This is a genomic window from Pseudomonadota bacterium (genome assembly GCA_039024915.1).
Lineage (GTDB): Bacteria > Pseudomonadota > Alphaproteobacteria > Rhizobiales > MH13 > MH13.
Genome location: JBCCPK010000004.1, coordinates 24,347 through 39,897, shown reverse-complemented (window position 1 = coordinate 39,897; position 15,551 = coordinate 24,347). Strand labels below are relative to the sequence as shown.

Annotated in this window: 18 protein-coding genes; 11 read left to right on the top strand and 7 right to left on the bottom strand. The window is 59.6% G+C overall.

Annotated elements, in window-relative coordinates; genetic code table 11:
- The first annotated feature begins 71 nt into the window (after window positions 1-71).
- Window positions 72-641: a YdcF family protein gene (locus AAF739_08645; protein ID MEM6382727.1), complete on the top strand. Its 570-nt coding sequence runs from the start codon at window positions 72-74 to the stop codon at window positions 639-641.
- Between the two features lie 76 nt (window positions 642-717).
- Entirely contained in the window at window positions 718-1,476 is a 759-nt protein-coding gene (locus AAF739_08640) for a lysophospholipid acyltransferase family protein (protein ID MEM6382726.1), read from the top strand.
- On the opposite strand, the gene AAF739_08635 is transcribed toward AAF739_08640, so the two are convergent.
- Window positions 1,465-2,010, bottom strand: coding sequence for a gamma-glutamylcyclotransferase (locus AAF739_08635; GenBank protein MEM6382725.1), 546 nt, complete (start codon window positions 2,008-2,010; stop codon window positions 1,465-1,467). The genes AAF739_08640 and AAF739_08635 overlap by 12 nt on opposite strands.
- Before the next feature lie 120 nt (window positions 2,011-2,130).
- On the opposite strand from AAF739_08635, the gene AAF739_08630 reads away from it, so the two are divergent.
- Entirely contained in the window at window positions 2,131-3,189 is a 1,059-nt protein-coding gene (locus tag AAF739_08630) for a DUF2125 domain-containing protein (protein ID MEM6382724.1), read from the top strand.
- On the opposite strand, the gene AAF739_08625 is transcribed toward AAF739_08630, so the two are convergent.
- The 3 genes from AAF739_08625 to AAF739_08615 all read right to left on the bottom strand — a co-directional run bounded on the left by AAF739_08625 (window position 3,186) and on the right by AAF739_08615 (window position 6,238).
- Entirely contained in the window at window positions 3,186-4,154 is a 969-nt protein-coding gene (locus AAF739_08625) for a prephenate/arogenate dehydrogenase family protein (GenBank protein MEM6382723.1), read from the bottom strand. The two genes, AAF739_08630 and AAF739_08625, sit on opposite strands and share 4 nt — an antisense overlap.
- A gap of 4 nt (window positions 4,155-4,158) precedes the next feature.
- Window positions 4,159-5,262, bottom strand: a complete 1,104-nt coding sequence (hisC, locus tag AAF739_08620) for a histidinol-phosphate transaminase (protein MEM6382722.1) — start codon at window positions 5,260-5,262, stop codon at window positions 4,159-4,161.
- A gap of 139 nt (window positions 5,263-5,401) precedes the next feature.
- Entirely contained in the window at window positions 5,402-6,238 is an 837-nt protein-coding gene (locus AAF739_08615) for a chorismate mutase (GenBank protein MEM6382721.1), read from the bottom strand.
- Window positions 6,239-6,389: 151 nt separating this feature from the next.
- Between AAF739_08615 and AAF739_08610 the strand changes: the two genes are divergently transcribed.
- Genes AAF739_08610 through AAF739_08600 form a run of 3 tightly spaced genes read left to right on the top strand, consistent with a single transcriptional unit; the run spans window position 6,390 to window position 9,084 of the window.
- Window positions 6,390-7,532 (top strand): homoserine O-acetyltransferase, encoded by a 1,143-nt coding sequence (locus AAF739_08610; protein MEM6382720.1) that lies wholly within the window; start codon window positions 6,390-6,392, stop codon window positions 7,530-7,532.
- Window positions 7,529-8,170, top strand: coding sequence for a methionine biosynthesis protein MetW (gene metW / locus AAF739_08605; protein ID MEM6382719.1), 642 nt, complete (start codon window positions 7,529-7,531; stop codon window positions 8,168-8,170). Before AAF739_08610 ends, metW begins: the two co-directional genes overlap by 4 nt.
- A complete protein-coding gene (locus AAF739_08600) occupies window positions 8,167-9,084 on the top strand; it encodes a DMT family transporter (GenBank protein MEM6382718.1) in 918 nt (305 codons plus the stop codon). The genes metW and AAF739_08600 overlap by 4 nt, the downstream gene beginning before the upstream one ends.
- A 32-nt stretch (window positions 9,085-9,116) precedes the next feature.
- On the opposite strand, the gene AAF739_08595 is transcribed toward AAF739_08600, so the two are convergent.
- Window positions 9,117-9,845 carry a methyltransferase domain-containing protein gene (locus AAF739_08595; protein ID MEM6382717.1) on the bottom strand — a complete coding sequence of 243 codons (729 nt, stop codon included), beginning with the start codon at window positions 9,843-9,845 and terminating at the stop codon, window positions 9,117-9,119.
- 80 nt (window positions 9,846-9,925) lie between these two features.
- Between AAF739_08595 and gloB the strand changes: the two genes are divergently transcribed.
- From gloB to AAF739_08570, 5 genes are all read left to right on the top strand, one after another.
- Complete coding sequence (gene gloB, locus AAF739_08590) at window positions 9,926-10,651, top strand: hydroxyacylglutathione hydrolase (GenBank protein MEM6382716.1); 726 nt, start codon at window positions 9,926-9,928, stop codon at window positions 10,649-10,651.
- Complete coding sequence (locus AAF739_08585) at window positions 10,651-10,926, top strand: hypothetical protein (protein MEM6382715.1); 276 nt, start codon at window positions 10,651-10,653, stop codon at window positions 10,924-10,926. The genes gloB and AAF739_08585 overlap by 1 nt, the downstream gene beginning before the upstream one ends.
- Window positions 10,927-10,954: 28 nt before the next feature.
- Entirely contained in the window at window positions 10,955-11,578 is a 624-nt protein-coding gene (locus tag AAF739_08580; GenBank protein ID MEM6382714.1) for a LysE family translocator, read from the top strand.
- A gap of 9 nt (window positions 11,579-11,587) precedes the next feature.
- Window positions 11,588-12,028, top strand: coding sequence for a cupin domain-containing protein (locus AAF739_08575; protein ID MEM6382713.1), 441 nt, complete (start codon window positions 11,588-11,590; stop codon window positions 12,026-12,028).
- A 183-nt stretch (window positions 12,029-12,211) separates the two neighbouring features.
- The gene (locus tag AAF739_08570) at window positions 12,212-13,555 is read left to right on the top strand and encodes a hypothetical protein (GenBank protein ID MEM6382712.1); all 1,344 of its coding nucleotides are present in this window, start codon (window positions 12,212-12,214) and stop codon (window positions 13,553-13,555) included.
- A gap of 15 nt (window positions 13,556-13,570) precedes the next feature.
- On the opposite strand, the gene AAF739_08565 is transcribed toward AAF739_08570, so the two are convergent.
- Window positions 13,571-14,629, bottom strand: coding sequence for an endonuclease/exonuclease/phosphatase family protein (locus AAF739_08565; protein ID MEM6382711.1), 1,059 nt, complete (start codon window positions 14,627-14,629; stop codon window positions 13,571-13,573).
- A 102-nt stretch (window positions 14,630-14,731) separates the two neighbouring features.
- The gene (gene phbB, locus AAF739_08560; GenBank protein MEM6382710.1) at window positions 14,732-15,457 is read right to left on the bottom strand and encodes an acetoacetyl-CoA reductase; all 726 of its coding nucleotides are present in this window, start codon (window positions 15,455-15,457) and stop codon (window positions 14,732-14,734) included.
- Window positions 15,458-15,551 lie beyond the last annotated feature (94 nt).

Here is a 15,551-nt window from a genome sequence, read left to right as displayed (position 1 = left end):
AAAGCAGCGCGAACACCGGTCCCAGCCGTCCGTCCCGCACGAGCAGGCTAAGGCGGTTTGCGTTGCGCGGTATGCCAGTTGTCATGGCGCTCGCAATGGTATGGTTCGGCTTCGGCTTTAATCACTTTGTGGCGTCGATCAATGCTCAGGTAACGCCGCTTGAGCCGCGCGCAGACGGAATGGTCGTCATGACCGGTGGCGCGGCTCGCATTGAGGTTGCTTTGGAATTGCTCGAGCGTAATTCGGCAGACCGGCTGCTGATCTCCGGCGTCTATGCCGGCACGGATGCATCCTCCCTCGTTGATCGCACGCAATCGGACCCACACCTATTCACATGCTGCGTCGACATCGACAAAGCCGCGTTGGATACTGTGGGGAACGCGCGTGAAACAGCGTTATGGGCGAAAGACCACGCGTTCGCGTCCCTGCTCGTTGTGACAAGCGCGTACCACATGCCGCGCACGGTGCGAGAGCTTGAGGCACAACTTCCCGGTGTCGAACTGATCGCCTATCCGATCCACGCCGCCGTCGCCACGGCTCAGGAAGAAACCAGGCACGCGCAGACCTGGCCAGTATCGGTGCTCGCACGAGAATTTCTGAAGTTGCAGCTAAGCGGGCTTCGGCATTTTCTGGCAGGATAACGTCGTGCGGGGCTCCACCTGTGGTGAAGCACGTGCGAAGAAGCGCGGACCGCATTTCCTCATTGGTTGACCACCCATGTTGCACGTCCTGCGCGCCACCCTTGTGAACCTCCTGTTTTATGGGAACATGGTTGTCTGGATTATCGTCTGGCTGCCCACGCTATTCGGTCCACCGAGCTGGGCCCTGGCAGGCCTGAAAGCCTGGTCACGCCACTCCCTGTGGCTGCTGCGGGTGACGGCAGGCATAGACTTTGAAATCCGGGGCCGCGAAAATCTCCCTCTGGGCGGATGCATCATCGCCGCGAAACACCAATCGATGTGGGAGACCTTCGCTCTCATGCCTTATCTGGACAAGCCGGTTTACATTCTCAAACGCGAGTTGCTCGCGATCCCCGGCTTTGGTTGGTACGCGCGCCGCGGCGGGATGATCTCCGTGGAGCGAGCGCGACATGCGCAGGCGCTACGCCGCATGACCCATGATGCGCGGGAGGCGGTCCAAAACGGCGCCCAGTTGATTATTTTCCCGGAGGGCACGCGCAAGCCGGTAGGCGCCGAGCCTGACTACAAATCGGGAATCATCCACCTGTACAAGCAGCTTGGTGTACCCGTGGTACCCGCGGGCCTGAATTCCGGCTTGTTCTGGGGACGCAAACCCGGCCAGCGCCATCAAGGCAAGGTCATCATTTCGCTGCTTCCCGCCATACCGCCAGGTGAAGACGGTCGGGCTGTGCTGGCTTCGCTGGAGACGCAGATTGAATCCGAGACGGCGGCTCTGGTGGATGAAGCTCTTGATGGCCGCCAACCCCCTCCTTGGTACAAAAAATCAGCGGCCTGAGCTGGCATCTTCCAAACGTTGAGCCAACCAGTGCAATCCGGCATCGTGGCAACCAATGTTTTCAAGCGCTCGCGAAGTCTCGATGACGTAGTCGGGATTGGCGCCAGACTTACCGTGCGCACCAGCGACAATCTCCAACTGTTTTTCACGGGGAAGGACACCGGCATATTGCCGGTGAAGCCGGTCAACGCAGTACGTTACGGCATGAACCCGGTTGGGCAATCCCTCGTCCCGTCCGACCAAATGCACCGGCAGAACGCGCTCGTTGTAAACCATTGTGGATTGCTCGCGTTCGCGCAGATAACGCATGACCTCATCGCGATGCGCGGCTTCCACATGGAAAGCGAGGCCAAGGCACGATCCGCCCCTATCAAGCCCCATGACGAGACCAGGCCGTTCCGGCGTTCCGCGATGGACATAGCTGTAAACACACAATGTGCGATGAAAACCGAACAAGCGCGCGGGATAGTGCGCCCGGTACCGGAAGCCCGGTCGCCATATTAGTGATCCATAACCGAAGACCCACAAATCCATGATCGGTTGCAAACTCCCTGGCACGCGCAACGGCGCGCTTGTATCTGATTGAGGGTCGTGGTGGAAGAACGCGCCAATGCTTTGAGCGTCGAACCACACCGCTATGCGAGTCCATCCAAGATGACTGCTTCTCGTGAACCATCAGGCGACACCAACGGCGCAGCCACAGGCGCAATCAGCCGCAAACTCAGAATCCTTGTTATGGTTCTCATTGGCTTGTGTGTCCTTGTAACAGCGGCGTGGTTTGCTGGAGCCCGCTTATACACCGCGGCGCTTGACCAAGGTAGGAGCGCACTTGAGCGCGACGCCATTACCGTTGCGTGCACAGATGAGCGATTGGTTGGTTTCCCTGCACGATTTGAGGTGCGGTGCGCCGAGCTGAGCGTCAGTCAGGCAAATAGCAGCAGCCTATCGGGAGGGGCACTGACAACAGTCGCCCCAGCCTGGAACCCCCTCTTGACGATCGTGGAATGGGCTGGGCCATTCGCTGTCCGAACCGATGGGGGCGTGGTCAGCGACATCGAAACCGATCTTTTGCGCGCGAGCGTGCGCGTGGATACAGCGGGCGCCCTGCAACGCCTATCAGCCGTCTTACAAAGCTTCGCCGTTCGAATGGACGGCGCACCCCTCGCAATTGCTGGCGGTGACGGATTGGAAGTTCACATGCGGCCCGCTGATGGTGAGGCGTCAGACGCCGCTGATATCGAAGCTAGCGCGCTGGTTTTCGGCCTATCGAGCCCGTTCCTCATAGCTGCGGAGACTGTGGATTTTTCGATAGGCGCCGTGCTGGATGACCTCGCGCTCGCTCGGGGCGTTGACGCACTTTCGATCCTCACAGATTGGGTGTCTCGGTCCGGCCGTTTTGAAAGCGCTGCCTTGCGTCTTCGGCTCGATGATCACGCGATCAACCTTGATGGTATGGGCCAAATCGATCCCAGCGGCGTTCTCGACTTCACCGGCACCATTGCCACCAACGATGTCGGCGCGCTTGTTGAACTGTTCGGGGTCACGGATGCAGGAACCGTCGCCGCTATCAGCGCGGGAGCAGGCCTGTTTGGACGTCAGACAACAATTGGAGAGGATGCCGCAACAGAGTTGCCACTGACAATCGAGAGCGGCTCAATCAGCGTCGGCCCTGCGCGCGTCGGCACGCTTCCCCCTCTGCTGCCGCCCGGCTAGTCCGCCGAATAGGGCTTCGAAACGGGGCCGCCCTGATCGGTCCTTGCCCCTGCCGCCTGCCGGCCAAAATCGGCCTGCGCTGTATCCTGGCCAAGGTCGATAATCCCCTTTCGGATCGTCCGCGTCCGCGTAAACCAGTCTTCCAATTGGTCACCTCGGCCCCAACGGATCGCTTTCTGCAACTCCGCAAGGTCCTCAGAGAAGCGTCCCAGCGCTTCGAGAACCGCGTCTTTGTTGTTGAGGAATATATCGCGCCACATGACAGGGTCTGATGCCGCAATGCGTGTGAAATCACGGAAGCCACCGGCAGAAAACTTCATGACATCACCTTCTGCGACGTTCTCGAAATCCGAGGCCGTTCCAACAATGGTGTACGCAATCAAGTGCGGCAGATGCGAGGTCAGAGCGAGCACCAGATCGTGATGATCGGCATCCATCACCTCCACCATCGCGCCCAGTTCCCCCCAGAATTTGTGCAAGGCTTCAACCGCATGCGCATCAGCACCCGATTCCGGCGTCAGGATCACATAGCGATCCACGAACAGGTCGGCGAAACCCGCGCGCGGGCCCGATCGCTCGGAGCCAGCGACCGGATGACCGGCGATAAGATTGACATCCGGTGGCAACACCGTCGCCATATCGGCAATCACCGAACGCTTCACCGAGCCCACATCGGTCACGGTCGCCCCAGGCTTAAGGTGATCAGAAATCTGGCTACTGACCGCGCGCATCGCGCCAACCGGGACGCACAAAAGGACACAGTCCGCATCACGAACGGCCACCGCCGCGTCGATACTCGATAAGCTGTCGGGAAAAAGCTCATCCAACACGGCAAGCGTTTGCGGGTCGCTATCGGCAAACTGGATCAGCGTATCGGGGGAACGGACGCGCAAAGCATGTGCAATCGATGTTCCGATCAGTCCAGCACCGATGATCGCGACGCGCTGGTAAGGCATGCCAGCCATGAACTTAAGCCCGCATGAAGCGCGTCAGCGTATCGATCAGCAACGCATTGGCTTCGTCTGTTCCAATCGAAATGCGCAGTGCACCTGGAAGCTTGTAGGCGCCGACCTTGCGCGTGACGATGCCTTCGTCGAGCAAGTCCCGGTCAGCATCGTCAGCTGTTTTCCCAGCGGTTTGCGGAAAATGCACCAAGATGAAATTGCCCACGCTGGGCGTTACCGTAAGATCGAGCGCCCTCAACGCATCGGTCAGCTTCGGTAGCCAACGTTGGTTATGGGCAACGGCAGCGTCGATGAACGTACCATCTTCCATCGCTGCAGCCCCCGCCGCGATCGCGGGTCCAGTCATGTTGAAGGGGCCACGCACGCGGTTGACAGCGTCAATCACGTGGGCCGGCCCAAACATCCAACCAATCCGCAGCTTCGCCAGCCCATAGATCTTCGAAAAGGTTCGCGTCATCACCACGTTCGGCGCGCTCGCAGCGAGTTCCAGCCCGCTTTCATAATCATTTCGCCGCACATACTCAGCATATGCCGCGTCCAGAACCAGCAGAACGTTGCTGGGCAGGCCCGCATGCAATCGGCGCACCTCACTAAAGGGCACATAAGTGCCAGTGGGATTGTTTGGATTGGCGAGAAAGACGATTTTTGTGCGCTCGGTGACCGCATTGAGAAAACCATCCACGTCTGCGGTCAGCTCTGTGTCGCTCACCTCGACGGGCGTCGCGCCCGCGGCACGCGTTGCGATTGGGTAGACCAGGAATCCATGCTCGGAAAAGACTGCCTCGTCACCCGCGGACAAATAGGTTTGGGCCAGCAGCGCAAGCAGCTCGTCGGAGCCATTGCCGCAGATGATCCGATCCTTGTCGATCCCATGCCGCCGCCCAATTGCCTCGCGCAAGGCCAGCGCAGACCCATCGGGGTAGGAGGCCAGATCATCGGCAACGCTTTGATAGGCCTCCAGCGCCTTGGGGCTCGTGCCCAGTGGGGTCTCGTTGGACGATAGCTTGAAGAGCCGCTTTCCCGACGGCGCCTTGTCACGACCAGGAACGTAGGCGGCTATATCAAGGACACCGGCACGGGGTTGCGGATGGGTCTCGGACGCGGACATGGCTTTCATTCGAACAGACGAGAACGGTGTTGGGCTGGGAGGTCAACAGACGACTGCCTTCCGACAGACGCCAGAGCGCGTTTGTGCCCAAACGTGCTCCACAATGCAAATGCCAAGACGATCTGAAAGCGTTTTGCCCTTAACCCCTGGCGGATCCAGTGCGCTCCGGCCTGAACATCGGCGCATGCGCCCCGACGACGATGGCATCGTCGATCGCGGTCTGATCGAAAAGCCTCCCCCAGGCATCACCCCCCGCAGCGCTAACCAATGCCCGGTTGCCCCGTTGCGCCAGAATTTCCACCCCTTCTGGCCAGTCGGGCTCAGATAGGAGCGTCAGAGATAGGATGCTCGCGTCCATAACTTCCGGATCGGTCGGCGCGTTAGCAAGCACCAAACAAGGCTTACCGGCAGGGTGGTCCTCACGCTGCACAAATGGCAAGCGGGCGATGATCTTTGGCGCATCGGGCGGCTCTAGGTCGCTCCACCAAGCTCCTTGAACTGACATCGGCACCAAACCCAACGCGTCCCCGCGATCACCGACAGCACTGACAACCGCATCCGGAGCGGCCTCCTCCCTGACGGGAACGGTGTATCCAAAATGGAAACGGACCACGTCGCGCAGCGCAACGGGTTCGCCACCGTGGGCATAAATAACCTCGTAGGGCGCTTGGACGTAGGTGAAGGTGGATATAATCACCCGCCAGATACTCTCGACAGTATCAAGCGGAAGAAGCCCCGAATGGCGCTCGATCATGGCGCGCATCATCGATGCTTCGCGCGCCGGGCGGAAAGCGGATCGGCGCCGTGCAGGATCGTCATCTTGCACAGGCGTCACCTTCTTGACGGCAATCAGGTCGGAGACGACGGCGCTTCGCTCGATGAGGAGCGCATGCATGGCCGCGTCGATCCGATCGATCTCTGCCCGGATATCGGCAAGGCTTGGCAGCGGTTCAGATAAAGGCTCAGACTGCGTCATGGCGCCCGCTTTACGCGGCATTGGCGCAAAGACCAACCATGTTTGCTCGCCGAGCAGGTTTCACAACAGGACAAATGGGTCTAAACAGCACCGCTCAGCAGAGCGAGAGCCTGTCTGTCATCACCCAAAGACATGAAAAGACGTTGTGACCGTGACCCCGCTCACATCCTTATCGCCGCATAGTGCCATCCTTGACGTGACCGAGCCACTCACGATGGCATCGGGTGACGTACTGGATCGGTTTCAGGTCGCCTACACGACCCATGGTTCACTCGACGAAGATGCCAGCAACGCAATCTTGATCTGCCACGCCCTGACCGGTGATCAGCACGTCATCGGCAAGCATCCAGTGACGGGTAAGCCAGGATGGTGGGAAACCCTTGTGGGCCCCGGCAAACCGATCGATACGCAGCGCTATTTCGTGATCTGCGCCAATGTCTTGGGCGGCTGCATGGGCTCGACCGGACCGGGCTCAACTGACGCACGTACCGGCGACGTTTACGGCTTGTCGTTCCCCCTGGTGACGATCGCCGATATGGTCGATGCGCAAAAGCGCCTCATCGATCATCTCGGTATCACCCGCCTGCATGCGGTCATCGGGGGCTCCATGGGCGGAATGCAAGTTTTGCAATGGGCGGCGCGGTACCCGCAGGCGGTTGCCGGCGCCGTTCCAATCGCGACCGCTGCCCGCCACTCGTCGCAGAACATCGCCTTTCACGAAGTCGGTCGGCAAGCTGTGATGGCTGACCCCGATTGGCATGGCGGGCTGTATGAACAGCACAACACCCGGCCGACCAAGGGCCTCGCGGTGGCGCGTATGGGCGCGCATATCACCTACATGTCCGACGATGCGCTGCAAGGAAAGTTCGGCCGCGCGCTGCAGGGTAGGCAAGGCCTTTCATTCGGCTTTGATGCCGACTTCCAGATTGAGAGCTATCTACGTCACCAAGGCATGACCTTTGTCGACCGGTTTGACGCAAATGCTTACCTCTACCTGACCCGCGCGATGGACTATTTTGATCTCGCAGCCGATCATGGCGGCGTTCTCGCCCGTGCGTTCGAAGGGTCACAAACCCGCTTCTGCGTTATCTCCTTCACCTCAGACTGGCTGTTCCCAACCGCTGAGAGCCGCGAAATCGTCCACGCGCTCAACGCGACAACGGCCAAAGTGTCGTTCGTCGAAGTGAAAAGCGAACGGGGCCATGATGCTTTCCTGCTTGATGAACCAGAACTATCGACAACCGTGCGCGCCTTTCTGACCAGCGTGGCCACGGCAGAAGGGCTGCGGTCATGAATGTGGCGAGCTCGCGCGTCGATTACGCGATCATCGAGAAGTATGTCCCCCAAGGCGCACGTGTTCTGGACATTGGCTGCGAAGACGGCGCGCTTCTGGCGTTCCTGGAACAGCGCAAAGGCATTGATGGACGTGGCATGGAGCTCGACCAAACCAAAGTGAACGCGGCCGTTTCGCGCGGGCTCTCGGTCATTCAGGGCAACGCCGACACCGACCTCGCAACGTATCCTGACGGCGCGTTTGACTGCGTGATCTTATCACAAACGCTGCAAGCAACGCAGGCGCCCCGCCAAGTGCTCGAACAGCTGTTACGGATCGGCCAGAGGGTCATCGTCACGATCCCAAACTTTGGCCACTGGCGGGCACGGCTGCATTTGCTTCTGCGTGGTGAAATGCCTGTGACACGTTCACTGCCCTACTCCTGGTACGACACACCCAACATCCACTTTTGCACCTTGCGCGACTTCGTTGCTCTGAGCCGCGAGGTGAATGCGAGCATTGAGGATACCGCCGCGCTCAACTCGAAGGGACACCGCCTCATGCTGCACGCACCGTGGGCCCTTTGGAACCTGTTTGGGGCGCAGGGCATCTTTGTGCTCAAGCCCGGCAATAGGCCGTCAGTATCGGACAGGGTGTGAGCGCCGCACCAAACGCCAACATCAAGGCCATTGGACTGATGGTCTTTTCGATGATCGCGTTCGGCATTGATGACGCGGCGATCAAATATGCGGGCACCATCGCCGATGAAGGCGCTGCCACACCGGGCGAGATCATCATCATCAAGGGCGCGCTTGGGGTAATGGTCTATGGGGCACTGATGGTGCGCGAGGGTACCCAACCGACGCTGCAGCTTGCGGCCGCCATGCTTATCGATCGCAGCATCGCTTGGCGCACCTTTGGCGACCTCATCTCCGCGATGTCCATCATCACAGCGCTGACGGTCATGCCCCTTTCGAACCTGTCCGCGATTCTGCAGGTCCAGCCGCTTTTGATCACCGTCGGCGCCGCACTGTTCCTCGGTGAACGCGTTGGTTGGCGGCGTTGGACTGCGATATCTGTCGGCTTCGTTGGCGTCATGATCATCATTCGGCCGGGTATGGATGGCTTTGTGGAGGGTACCCACTGGGCCGTGATGGCAATGCTTGGTCTGGCGATCCGAGATCTGGCAACGCGAGCAGTCAAGCCGCAAGTCTCGACTTACGCGATGGTGGCAATCGTCGCCTTCCTCTTGCTGCCCATGGGCGTTGGTATGCACCAGCTCATGGAGAGCGAACCGATCATGGTCGGCATTGCACCGGAAGCGTGGGTATTGATCCTCGGTGGCGGAGTTTTCGGCATGGCGGGTTATCTGGCAATCACGGTTTCCTTGCGGATCGGCGAAATTGCAGCGGTCGCGCCCTACCGGTACACGCGCCTGCTAGCAGCTCTCATTCTCGCTTACTTCGTGTTCGGGGAAGTCCCTGACATTCCCATGGCAATCGGAGCAAGCCTCGTGATAGGCGCGGGATTGTTCACGTTGTACCGGGAACGCAAGCTGCAAACCACGTCGTGATGAAACTTCGCCACGACGCGAGGCGGCTGCAATCAGTTGGGAACCACGCCAGCGGGGACCAGAACCGGCTTGGCCTTCACCCGCGCGCCCTCCGTCACCGGCAAACCACGGAACATGTGTTTGGTCGCTTCAACAATGATCACCCCACCCAGAGGCGAGACAACGGTCTTTCCGAAACGCTCGAAAAACCCAGCCGTTCGCAGGGCGATGCGACGATTGGATGGAAAGAAGTGCAGCGCCTCGGACCAGGCCGTAGGAGAGAACTGCGTATCGCGGCAAAGCCTTATCATTTGGCCCTTGGAATAAGGTCGACCGAAACCGAACGGCGTTGCGTCAATCCGCGCCAGAAGGCCGCGCCGATTGGGAACCACTGCGATCATCCGCCCGCCAGGCGCAAGGACGCGCCACACCTCCTCAAGCAATTGGGCCGGATGAGGCGAGAACTCCAAGGCGTGGATCAGAAAGACGCGATCGAGCGCCGCATTGGGCAGCGGCAGATGCTCATCATTGACGAGGACGGATGCGTTGGGGCCGCGCGAGGGCCAGTTTACGCAACCTTGCGCCGCTGGCATGAAACTCATGAGCCGCTCGGCGCTGTTGTGATACAGCCCAAGAAACGGGTTGACGAAACCGATCCCCGCAATGTCCATACCCTTCGCATCGGACATATGTCGCGCCAGAGCTGCCCGCAAATAGCCGCGGGTCCGCATGCCCAGAGGGCTTGTATAAAAATCCCGAAGGTCGATGATATCAACGCGCATATTCGCTATGTACCGTGCAGACGCGGCGTCCGCTATCTCCCCGGCGCCATATTCGCTGAGGACGGTTGAGGAAGTTTTTCATGAGTGTCAGCTGCCATCTGTATCCATGCAGCAGCGATAATTACGGCGTTCTTGTGCACGACGACGCATCAGAACGCGTGGCTATCGTCGATGTCCCGGATGAAATGGCAACACGGGCAGCGCTTGATGCCACCGGCTGGACGCCAACGGATATCTGGATCACGCACCATCACGACGATCATATCGACGGTGTGGGCGGCATCCGCATGAGCTTTGATGTCGTTGTGACAGGTAACCATGCTGATGCCCACCGGCTACCAAGGCTCGACCATGCCGCGATCCCGGGCGCTACTATTATGCTGGGTGAGACACCGTTCGAGATGATCGACACACCCGGCCACACGGTTGGCCACGTTGCCTATGTCAGCCGCACAGAGAAACTGGCGTTCGTTGGCGATACACTGTTTGCACTTGGGTGCGGGCGAATGTTTGAGGGAAATGCAGAACAGTTTCACAACAGCCTGCAGATACTCGCCGCACTCGACCCTCAAACCTCGATCTATTGTGGGCATGAGTACACGCAGGCCAATGCCGCCTTCGCCCTCAGCCTCAGCGCGAACGATGACGGACTTGCCGCCCATGTGGGCCAGATCGCGGAGAAGCGGGGTCACGGGTTGCCGACCATTCCTACCGATCTGGCGACCGAACTGGCGTTCAATCCCTTTTTGAAAGCAGCGAATGCGCAAGAGTTCGCGTCTCTGCGCAAGGCCAAAGATCGGTTCTGATGGGACAGATAAATACCGACGAGACCGCGACCGACCCAACCACCCGCAAAAGACGTCTGATCTCGCTGTTCGAGATCACCGGTTCGGCGTCGGCGATGGTTTACGCCGTCCTGATCGCATCGAACACGGGCAATGAGGTCTTAGGCTTCGCGCTGCTTCTGCTGTCGGCAATCCTTTTTGCGCTGTGGGCGATCATCGACAGACGGTGGGCTTTTCTGGCGCTCCAACTGTTTTACGCTGGGTCGGCCATCATCGGCCTGATACGCTGGAGCTGAGACCCGCTGGCTAACTGGGAGTATTGCTGTGTCCGCCTTTCTATCGTGGGATTATCTGATCACATCGCTTGTGGTCGTTTTGCTACCTGGCACAGGTGTTCTGTACACGATCGCAATCGGGCTTGGCCGCGGCTTCAAGGCAAGCATTGCAGCGGCCGCTGGCTGTACGATGGGCATCGTTCCCCACATGCTCGCCAGCATCGTCGGGTTGGCAGCGGTCCTGCACGCATCCGCGCTCGCGTTCCAACTCATCAAATATGCTGGCGTCGCGTACCTTTTCTACATGGCATGGCAGATCCTTCGAGAGGGTGGTGCATTGGACGTATCAGGTGATCAGCGCAAGCGGTCAGCCTGGCAGACGGCCCGGACGGGGACGCTCATCAATGTCCTCAACCCTAAGCTATCGCTCTTTTTCCTGGCCTTTCTTCCGCAATTCGTCCCTGCCGATGCGGCCCATCCCACGGCGACGCTTGTTGGCCTCGCCGCAACGTTCATGGCGATGACCTTCATCGTGTTTATCGGTTACGGCGCGAGCGCCGCTATGGCCCGCGATTACGTGATCTCAAAGCCCACGGTCATGGCCTGGCTCAGGCGCTCGTTTGCAGCTGCTTTCGGCTTGCTAGGGTTGCGGTTGGCGTTCGCCGAACGCTGAGGACACTCAATGAACGAGCTGAGCTTTCAGGAGATCGTCCGCATCCTTGATCTCGCGCCACACCCTGAAGGTGGCTTCTACCGTGAGACCTTTCGCGACCACGCCCAAACGGACGGTCGCTCCGTCGGCACGGCGATCTATTTCGCGCTCGGCGTTGGTGACTGCTCAGCCTGGCATCGGGTGGACGCAGCGGAGATCTGGCACTGGTATGCCGGCTCTCCGCTTGCCTTGACCATGTCAGCCAACGGTCATGATGCCGAGGCCCACCGGCTTGGACCGAACCTTGCTCGTTCCGAACGGCCGCAACTGGTCGTCCCCGCAGGCTGGTGGCAGACCGCAGAAAGCCTCGGTGAATGGACACTTGTCGGCTGTACCGTCGCGCCGGGATTTGAGTTCGAAGGCTTCGAGATGGCGCCGCCCGACTGGCGTCCGGTTCCGCGCACGCCGTAAAGGGCGGAAGCCGTTCAGATTGACCCGCCGGACCGTTAACGGCACAGTAACCATCTTAATTTCGCCCCGTTGAGGGGACTCCATGGTTGTGCCCGACCTAAACCGGGCCGGAAGGATTACCAAACACCATCCCAAACCGTCGGCGCATGTGCGGGCGCCGCATCCGACATCCCAGGATTTGTTATGATTACCACTGTAGTGTTCGTTGATGTGCAATCGCTGCAAGCCCGCGTTGGGGGATCTCCAGCGCCTTCCACGCTTGTCGCAGAACTGGCCAATACGATGCATGGGCTTTCGCGTGACCTGAGACAGTTGCACGCGTACTGCGCGCCAAGCGTCGATCTGACCACCCGCAACGCATACCGTGATGTTGGTTTTGCCATTCACGATACGTCGGGTACCGACGACACGCTGATCGAGATGACGCTCGATTTGGCGGCGTGCCTCGCTGGACCAACAGATTTTGAAGAGACGATCCTGATCGGTCGGTCCAATTACTCCGCTCTTGCGCGGCTTCTCAAGAGCCATAACAAACTGATCTCCATTTCAGACCGGACCGATTTGCCGCCGTCGCTTGAAGCTCTGACTGACGGTGTTGTCGATATTGACGAGATCGTTGCCAGCCGCATCAAAAGCGTTTCGAGGCCAATACCGTTAAAGACGGCGGATCGCGCACCATCCGCAAAAGCGACCCTTGCAGCCAAGGCAGACGAGCCTGCGGCGAGCGCGCAGCACAAGCAACAACCGGCGAACGACATCAAAATTCCAAGTTCACCGGCTGATAAAGGCGTCGATGTGGGGACCAAAAGCGTTGACACCGCGAGCAGCGAGAAGGCGGCTGAGCAGTCCACTGAACCGAAGGCCGACACCAGCGCACCCAAGATTGCAACGGCGGCTGGTGTGGCTACTGGGGCTGCGGTCGTCGCAGCATCGGCGGACATTGCCAAAGTGGCCAATGGCAGCGCCCCCATCGAGGATGCACCTCTTCCACGTTCTGAAGCGAGCAACGATCCTGTCTCCGAGGCTGGCGCAAGCGATGGAGCAACGGCAGACGATACCGACTCAAAACCATCGGAGGGTGCCGACATCGATTTGAAATCCGACAGTGCAGCGGTCGAGACGGCTCCCATCGCCAAGATGGAAAAGGACCTGGCAGAGCCCATGCCTGAGCCCAGTGTCGCGACCGCCCCTGCGTCCTTGCCAGACGCCGCAAGTGCAGCCAGTTCTGAAGCGGCAATTGAGGCAAACTCGGTCGATGGTGCGCTCGAAGCAGCGATCGAGGCTGAGTTGGACCTTGATGATCTCACGGCTGGGCCAGCCGACGCGCCGACCGTAAAAATCGACTCAGCTGCTGACAAACCGTCAGGGCCGGACGAAGAACCGGAAGTCGCCGCAGAGAAGTCCGTTGACCCTGAAGATGGTGGCGATACCGAGGTCGATGACCTGCTCAGCAAGCTGATAGCGGACGGCCTCCACTCAACACCGGCCGCGGATGCGCCAACCCTGGACGTCGTTCCAGAGCGCTAACAGCGCTTTTCGCTGTTATATCCCATCGAGATCGAAACGGGTCAGCAAACCGCGATGGTTTGAACCGATAGGGTCAAACAATCGTTCGCTCGCGACGGGCGTTGCTTCGCCGCGGACCAGCACATGATCGATGGCGAACCCAAGATTGCTGAGCGCGATTGAGGGTAAAGCCGGCCAGGTTGTTTGCATGCGGCTCGCAAGCTTCATACCGCTCTGTTCGTGCAGGCTGTCACGAAACGCGGAAACAAAGGGCATCGAGTTAAAATCACCGGCGAGAATGATGGGACCATCAAGCTCGCCGAGGACGCGCGCCAATTCTGCCAGCTGGTCGTAATGAATGTCGCCCCAATAGGGCTTACCCAAATGCGCCGCCACCAAAGTGATGCGGCCCGCCTCAGTCACGACTTCCGCCGTTATCAGCCTACCGAAGATCCAATAGAAGGGACGCGCTTGGATGTTCTCAAGCGGCAAGCGTGAGAAAACCGCCAGATCACAATGCAGGCGCCCATTTGGACGGGTCAGGCAGCCTGCCGAATACGGAAAAGCGTCTTCCAGCTCTTGTCTCTGGTCGTGGATAGCGGGTGCCTCAAGCAGCACCGCTATGTCCGGCGCACTGTCGATGACAAACTGTGCGAGATCGTCCCCGCGTGGGTTATCACCCAAGAGGTTGAAGCTGATCAGGGAAAGGTCTGCCGCGCGATCCGGTGTTTGGGGCGCAAAATGCTGAAGCGCGTACAGGCCAACGCTTGCGCACATGATGAACCCGGCTACAGCGCACGCAATAGCCCGCCTGAACGCACGCAACATGCCAAGGGCGAACGCACACAGCAACAACCCGACACCGAGATGCACCCGCGCCTGATCGAGGTGCAACACAGGTGTGCGGGGAAAAAGATGCGGCGTGATAGCACCCAGGAGCGCAATCAGGGCTCCAAAACTGACGATACCAACAAGCTCTCGCCGAAAATCATCCAGCCCAAAGCGCTCATCAACCGAGCGGCGGGTGGCCCGAGCACGGGTTCTGCCGTTTGAGGACTGAGAGCTGGCGGGCAAGCGGGGGGACTGGTCAGACACACGCATCACCGAGTGCACTAGGGCCTTTGGCTTAAGCTATCATGACCGAGCGAAAAGAAAACGGGCCCCGAAGGGCCCGCTCTCATGCACAACCGGGGGGCCTCAAACGAAGAACTGCGCACCATTGGCCGAGATGGTGGACCCGGAGATGAAGCCCGCATCATCAGATGCGAGGAAAGAAACACAACGCGCGATCTCTTCCGGCTCGCCCAACCGACCGACCGGGATTTGCGGAATGATCTTCGAGTTGAGGACGTCTTCTGGGATTGCCCGCACCATTTCCGTCCCGATGTAGCCAGGACAGACGGCGTTGGCGGTGATGCCGGCGCGCGCGCCTTCTTGCGCCAGCGACTTGATGATGCCCAGATCGCCGGCCTTGGTCGCCGCATAGTTGACCTGTCCAGCCTGACCTTTCTGACCATTGATCGACGAGATCACAATCACGCGGCCGAACTTGCGCTCGCGCATGCCCGGCCAGACCGGGTGGATGGTGTTGAAGACACCGGTGAGGTTGGTTGCGATCACCTCGTTCCACTGTTCTGGCGTCATCCGGTGAAACATGGCGTCGCGGGTTATGCCTGCGTTGGCCACTACGATCTCGACCGGACCAAGGTCGGCTTCGACCTGGGCAATACCGGCTTTGGAGGAGTCGTAGTCGCCCACGTTCCACTTGTAGGTCTTGATGCCGGTCGCGGCGGTGAACGCCGCGGCCTTCTCATCATTGCCAGCATAGGTGGCGGCGACGGTACAGCCGTCCGCTTGCAATGCTTTGGAGATGGCTTCGCCAATGCCCCGGCTGCCGCCGGTGACCAGTGCTACTCTGCCCATGGATGTTTCCTCGATTGGTTTGTTGTTTTTGGTTTTGATGATTGGCCAGTTCCAGGGCGTCCATTCACGATCCTGAAAGTCCGAAATCGTCACC

What these genes read in the sequence shown, in the direction of transcription:
- gloB (MEM6382716.1), top strand. Translation starts at nt 9,926, where the DNA reads ATGAGTGTCAGCTGCCATCTGTATCCATGCAGCAGCGATAATTACGGC.
- AAF739_08595 (MEM6382717.1), bottom strand. Translation starts at nt 9,845, where the DNA reads ATGCGCGTTGATATCATCGACCTTCGGGATTTTTATACAAGCCCTCTG.
- AAF739_08585 (MEM6382715.1), top strand. Translation starts at nt 10,651, where the DNA reads ATGGGACAGATAAATACCGACGAGACCGCGACCGACCCAACCACCCGC.
- AAF739_08630 (MEM6382724.1), top strand. Translation starts at nt 2,131, where the DNA reads ATGACTGCTTCTCGTGAACCATCAGGCGACACCAACGGCGCAGCCACA.
- phbB (MEM6382710.1), bottom strand. Translation starts at nt 15,457, where the DNA reads ATGGGCAGAGTAGCACTGGTCACCGGCGGCAGCCGGGGCATTGGCGAA.
- AAF739_08635 (MEM6382725.1), bottom strand. Translation starts at nt 2,010, where the DNA reads ATGGATTTGTGGGTCTTCGGTTATGGATCACTAATATGGCGACCGGGC.
- AAF739_08570 (MEM6382712.1), top strand. Translation starts at nt 12,212, where the DNA reads ATGATTACCACTGTAGTGTTCGTTGATGTGCAATCGCTGCAAGCCCGC.
- AAF739_08575 (MEM6382713.1), top strand. Translation starts at nt 11,588, where the DNA reads ATGAACGAGCTGAGCTTTCAGGAGATCGTCCGCATCCTTGATCTCGCG.
- metW (MEM6382719.1), top strand. Translation starts at nt 7,529, where the DNA reads ATGAATGTGGCGAGCTCGCGCGTCGATTACGCGATCATCGAGAAGTAT.
- AAF739_08615 (MEM6382721.1), bottom strand. Translation starts at nt 6,238, where the DNA reads ATGACGCAGTCTGAGCCTTTATCTGAACCGCTGCCAAGCCTTGCCGAT.
- AAF739_08625 (MEM6382723.1), bottom strand. Translation starts at nt 4,154, where the DNA reads ATGGCTGGCATGCCTTACCAGCGCGTCGCGATCATCGGTGCTGGACTG.
- hisC (MEM6382722.1), bottom strand. Translation starts at nt 5,262, where the DNA reads ATGTCCGCGTCCGAGACCCATCCGCAACCCCGTGCCGGTGTCCTTGAT.
- AAF739_08640 (MEM6382726.1), top strand. Translation starts at nt 718, where the DNA reads ATGTTGCACGTCCTGCGCGCCACCCTTGTGAACCTCCTGTTTTATGGG.
- AAF739_08645 (MEM6382727.1), top strand. Translation starts at nt 72, where the DNA reads ATGCCAGTTGTCATGGCGCTCGCAATGGTATGGTTCGGCTTCGGCTTT.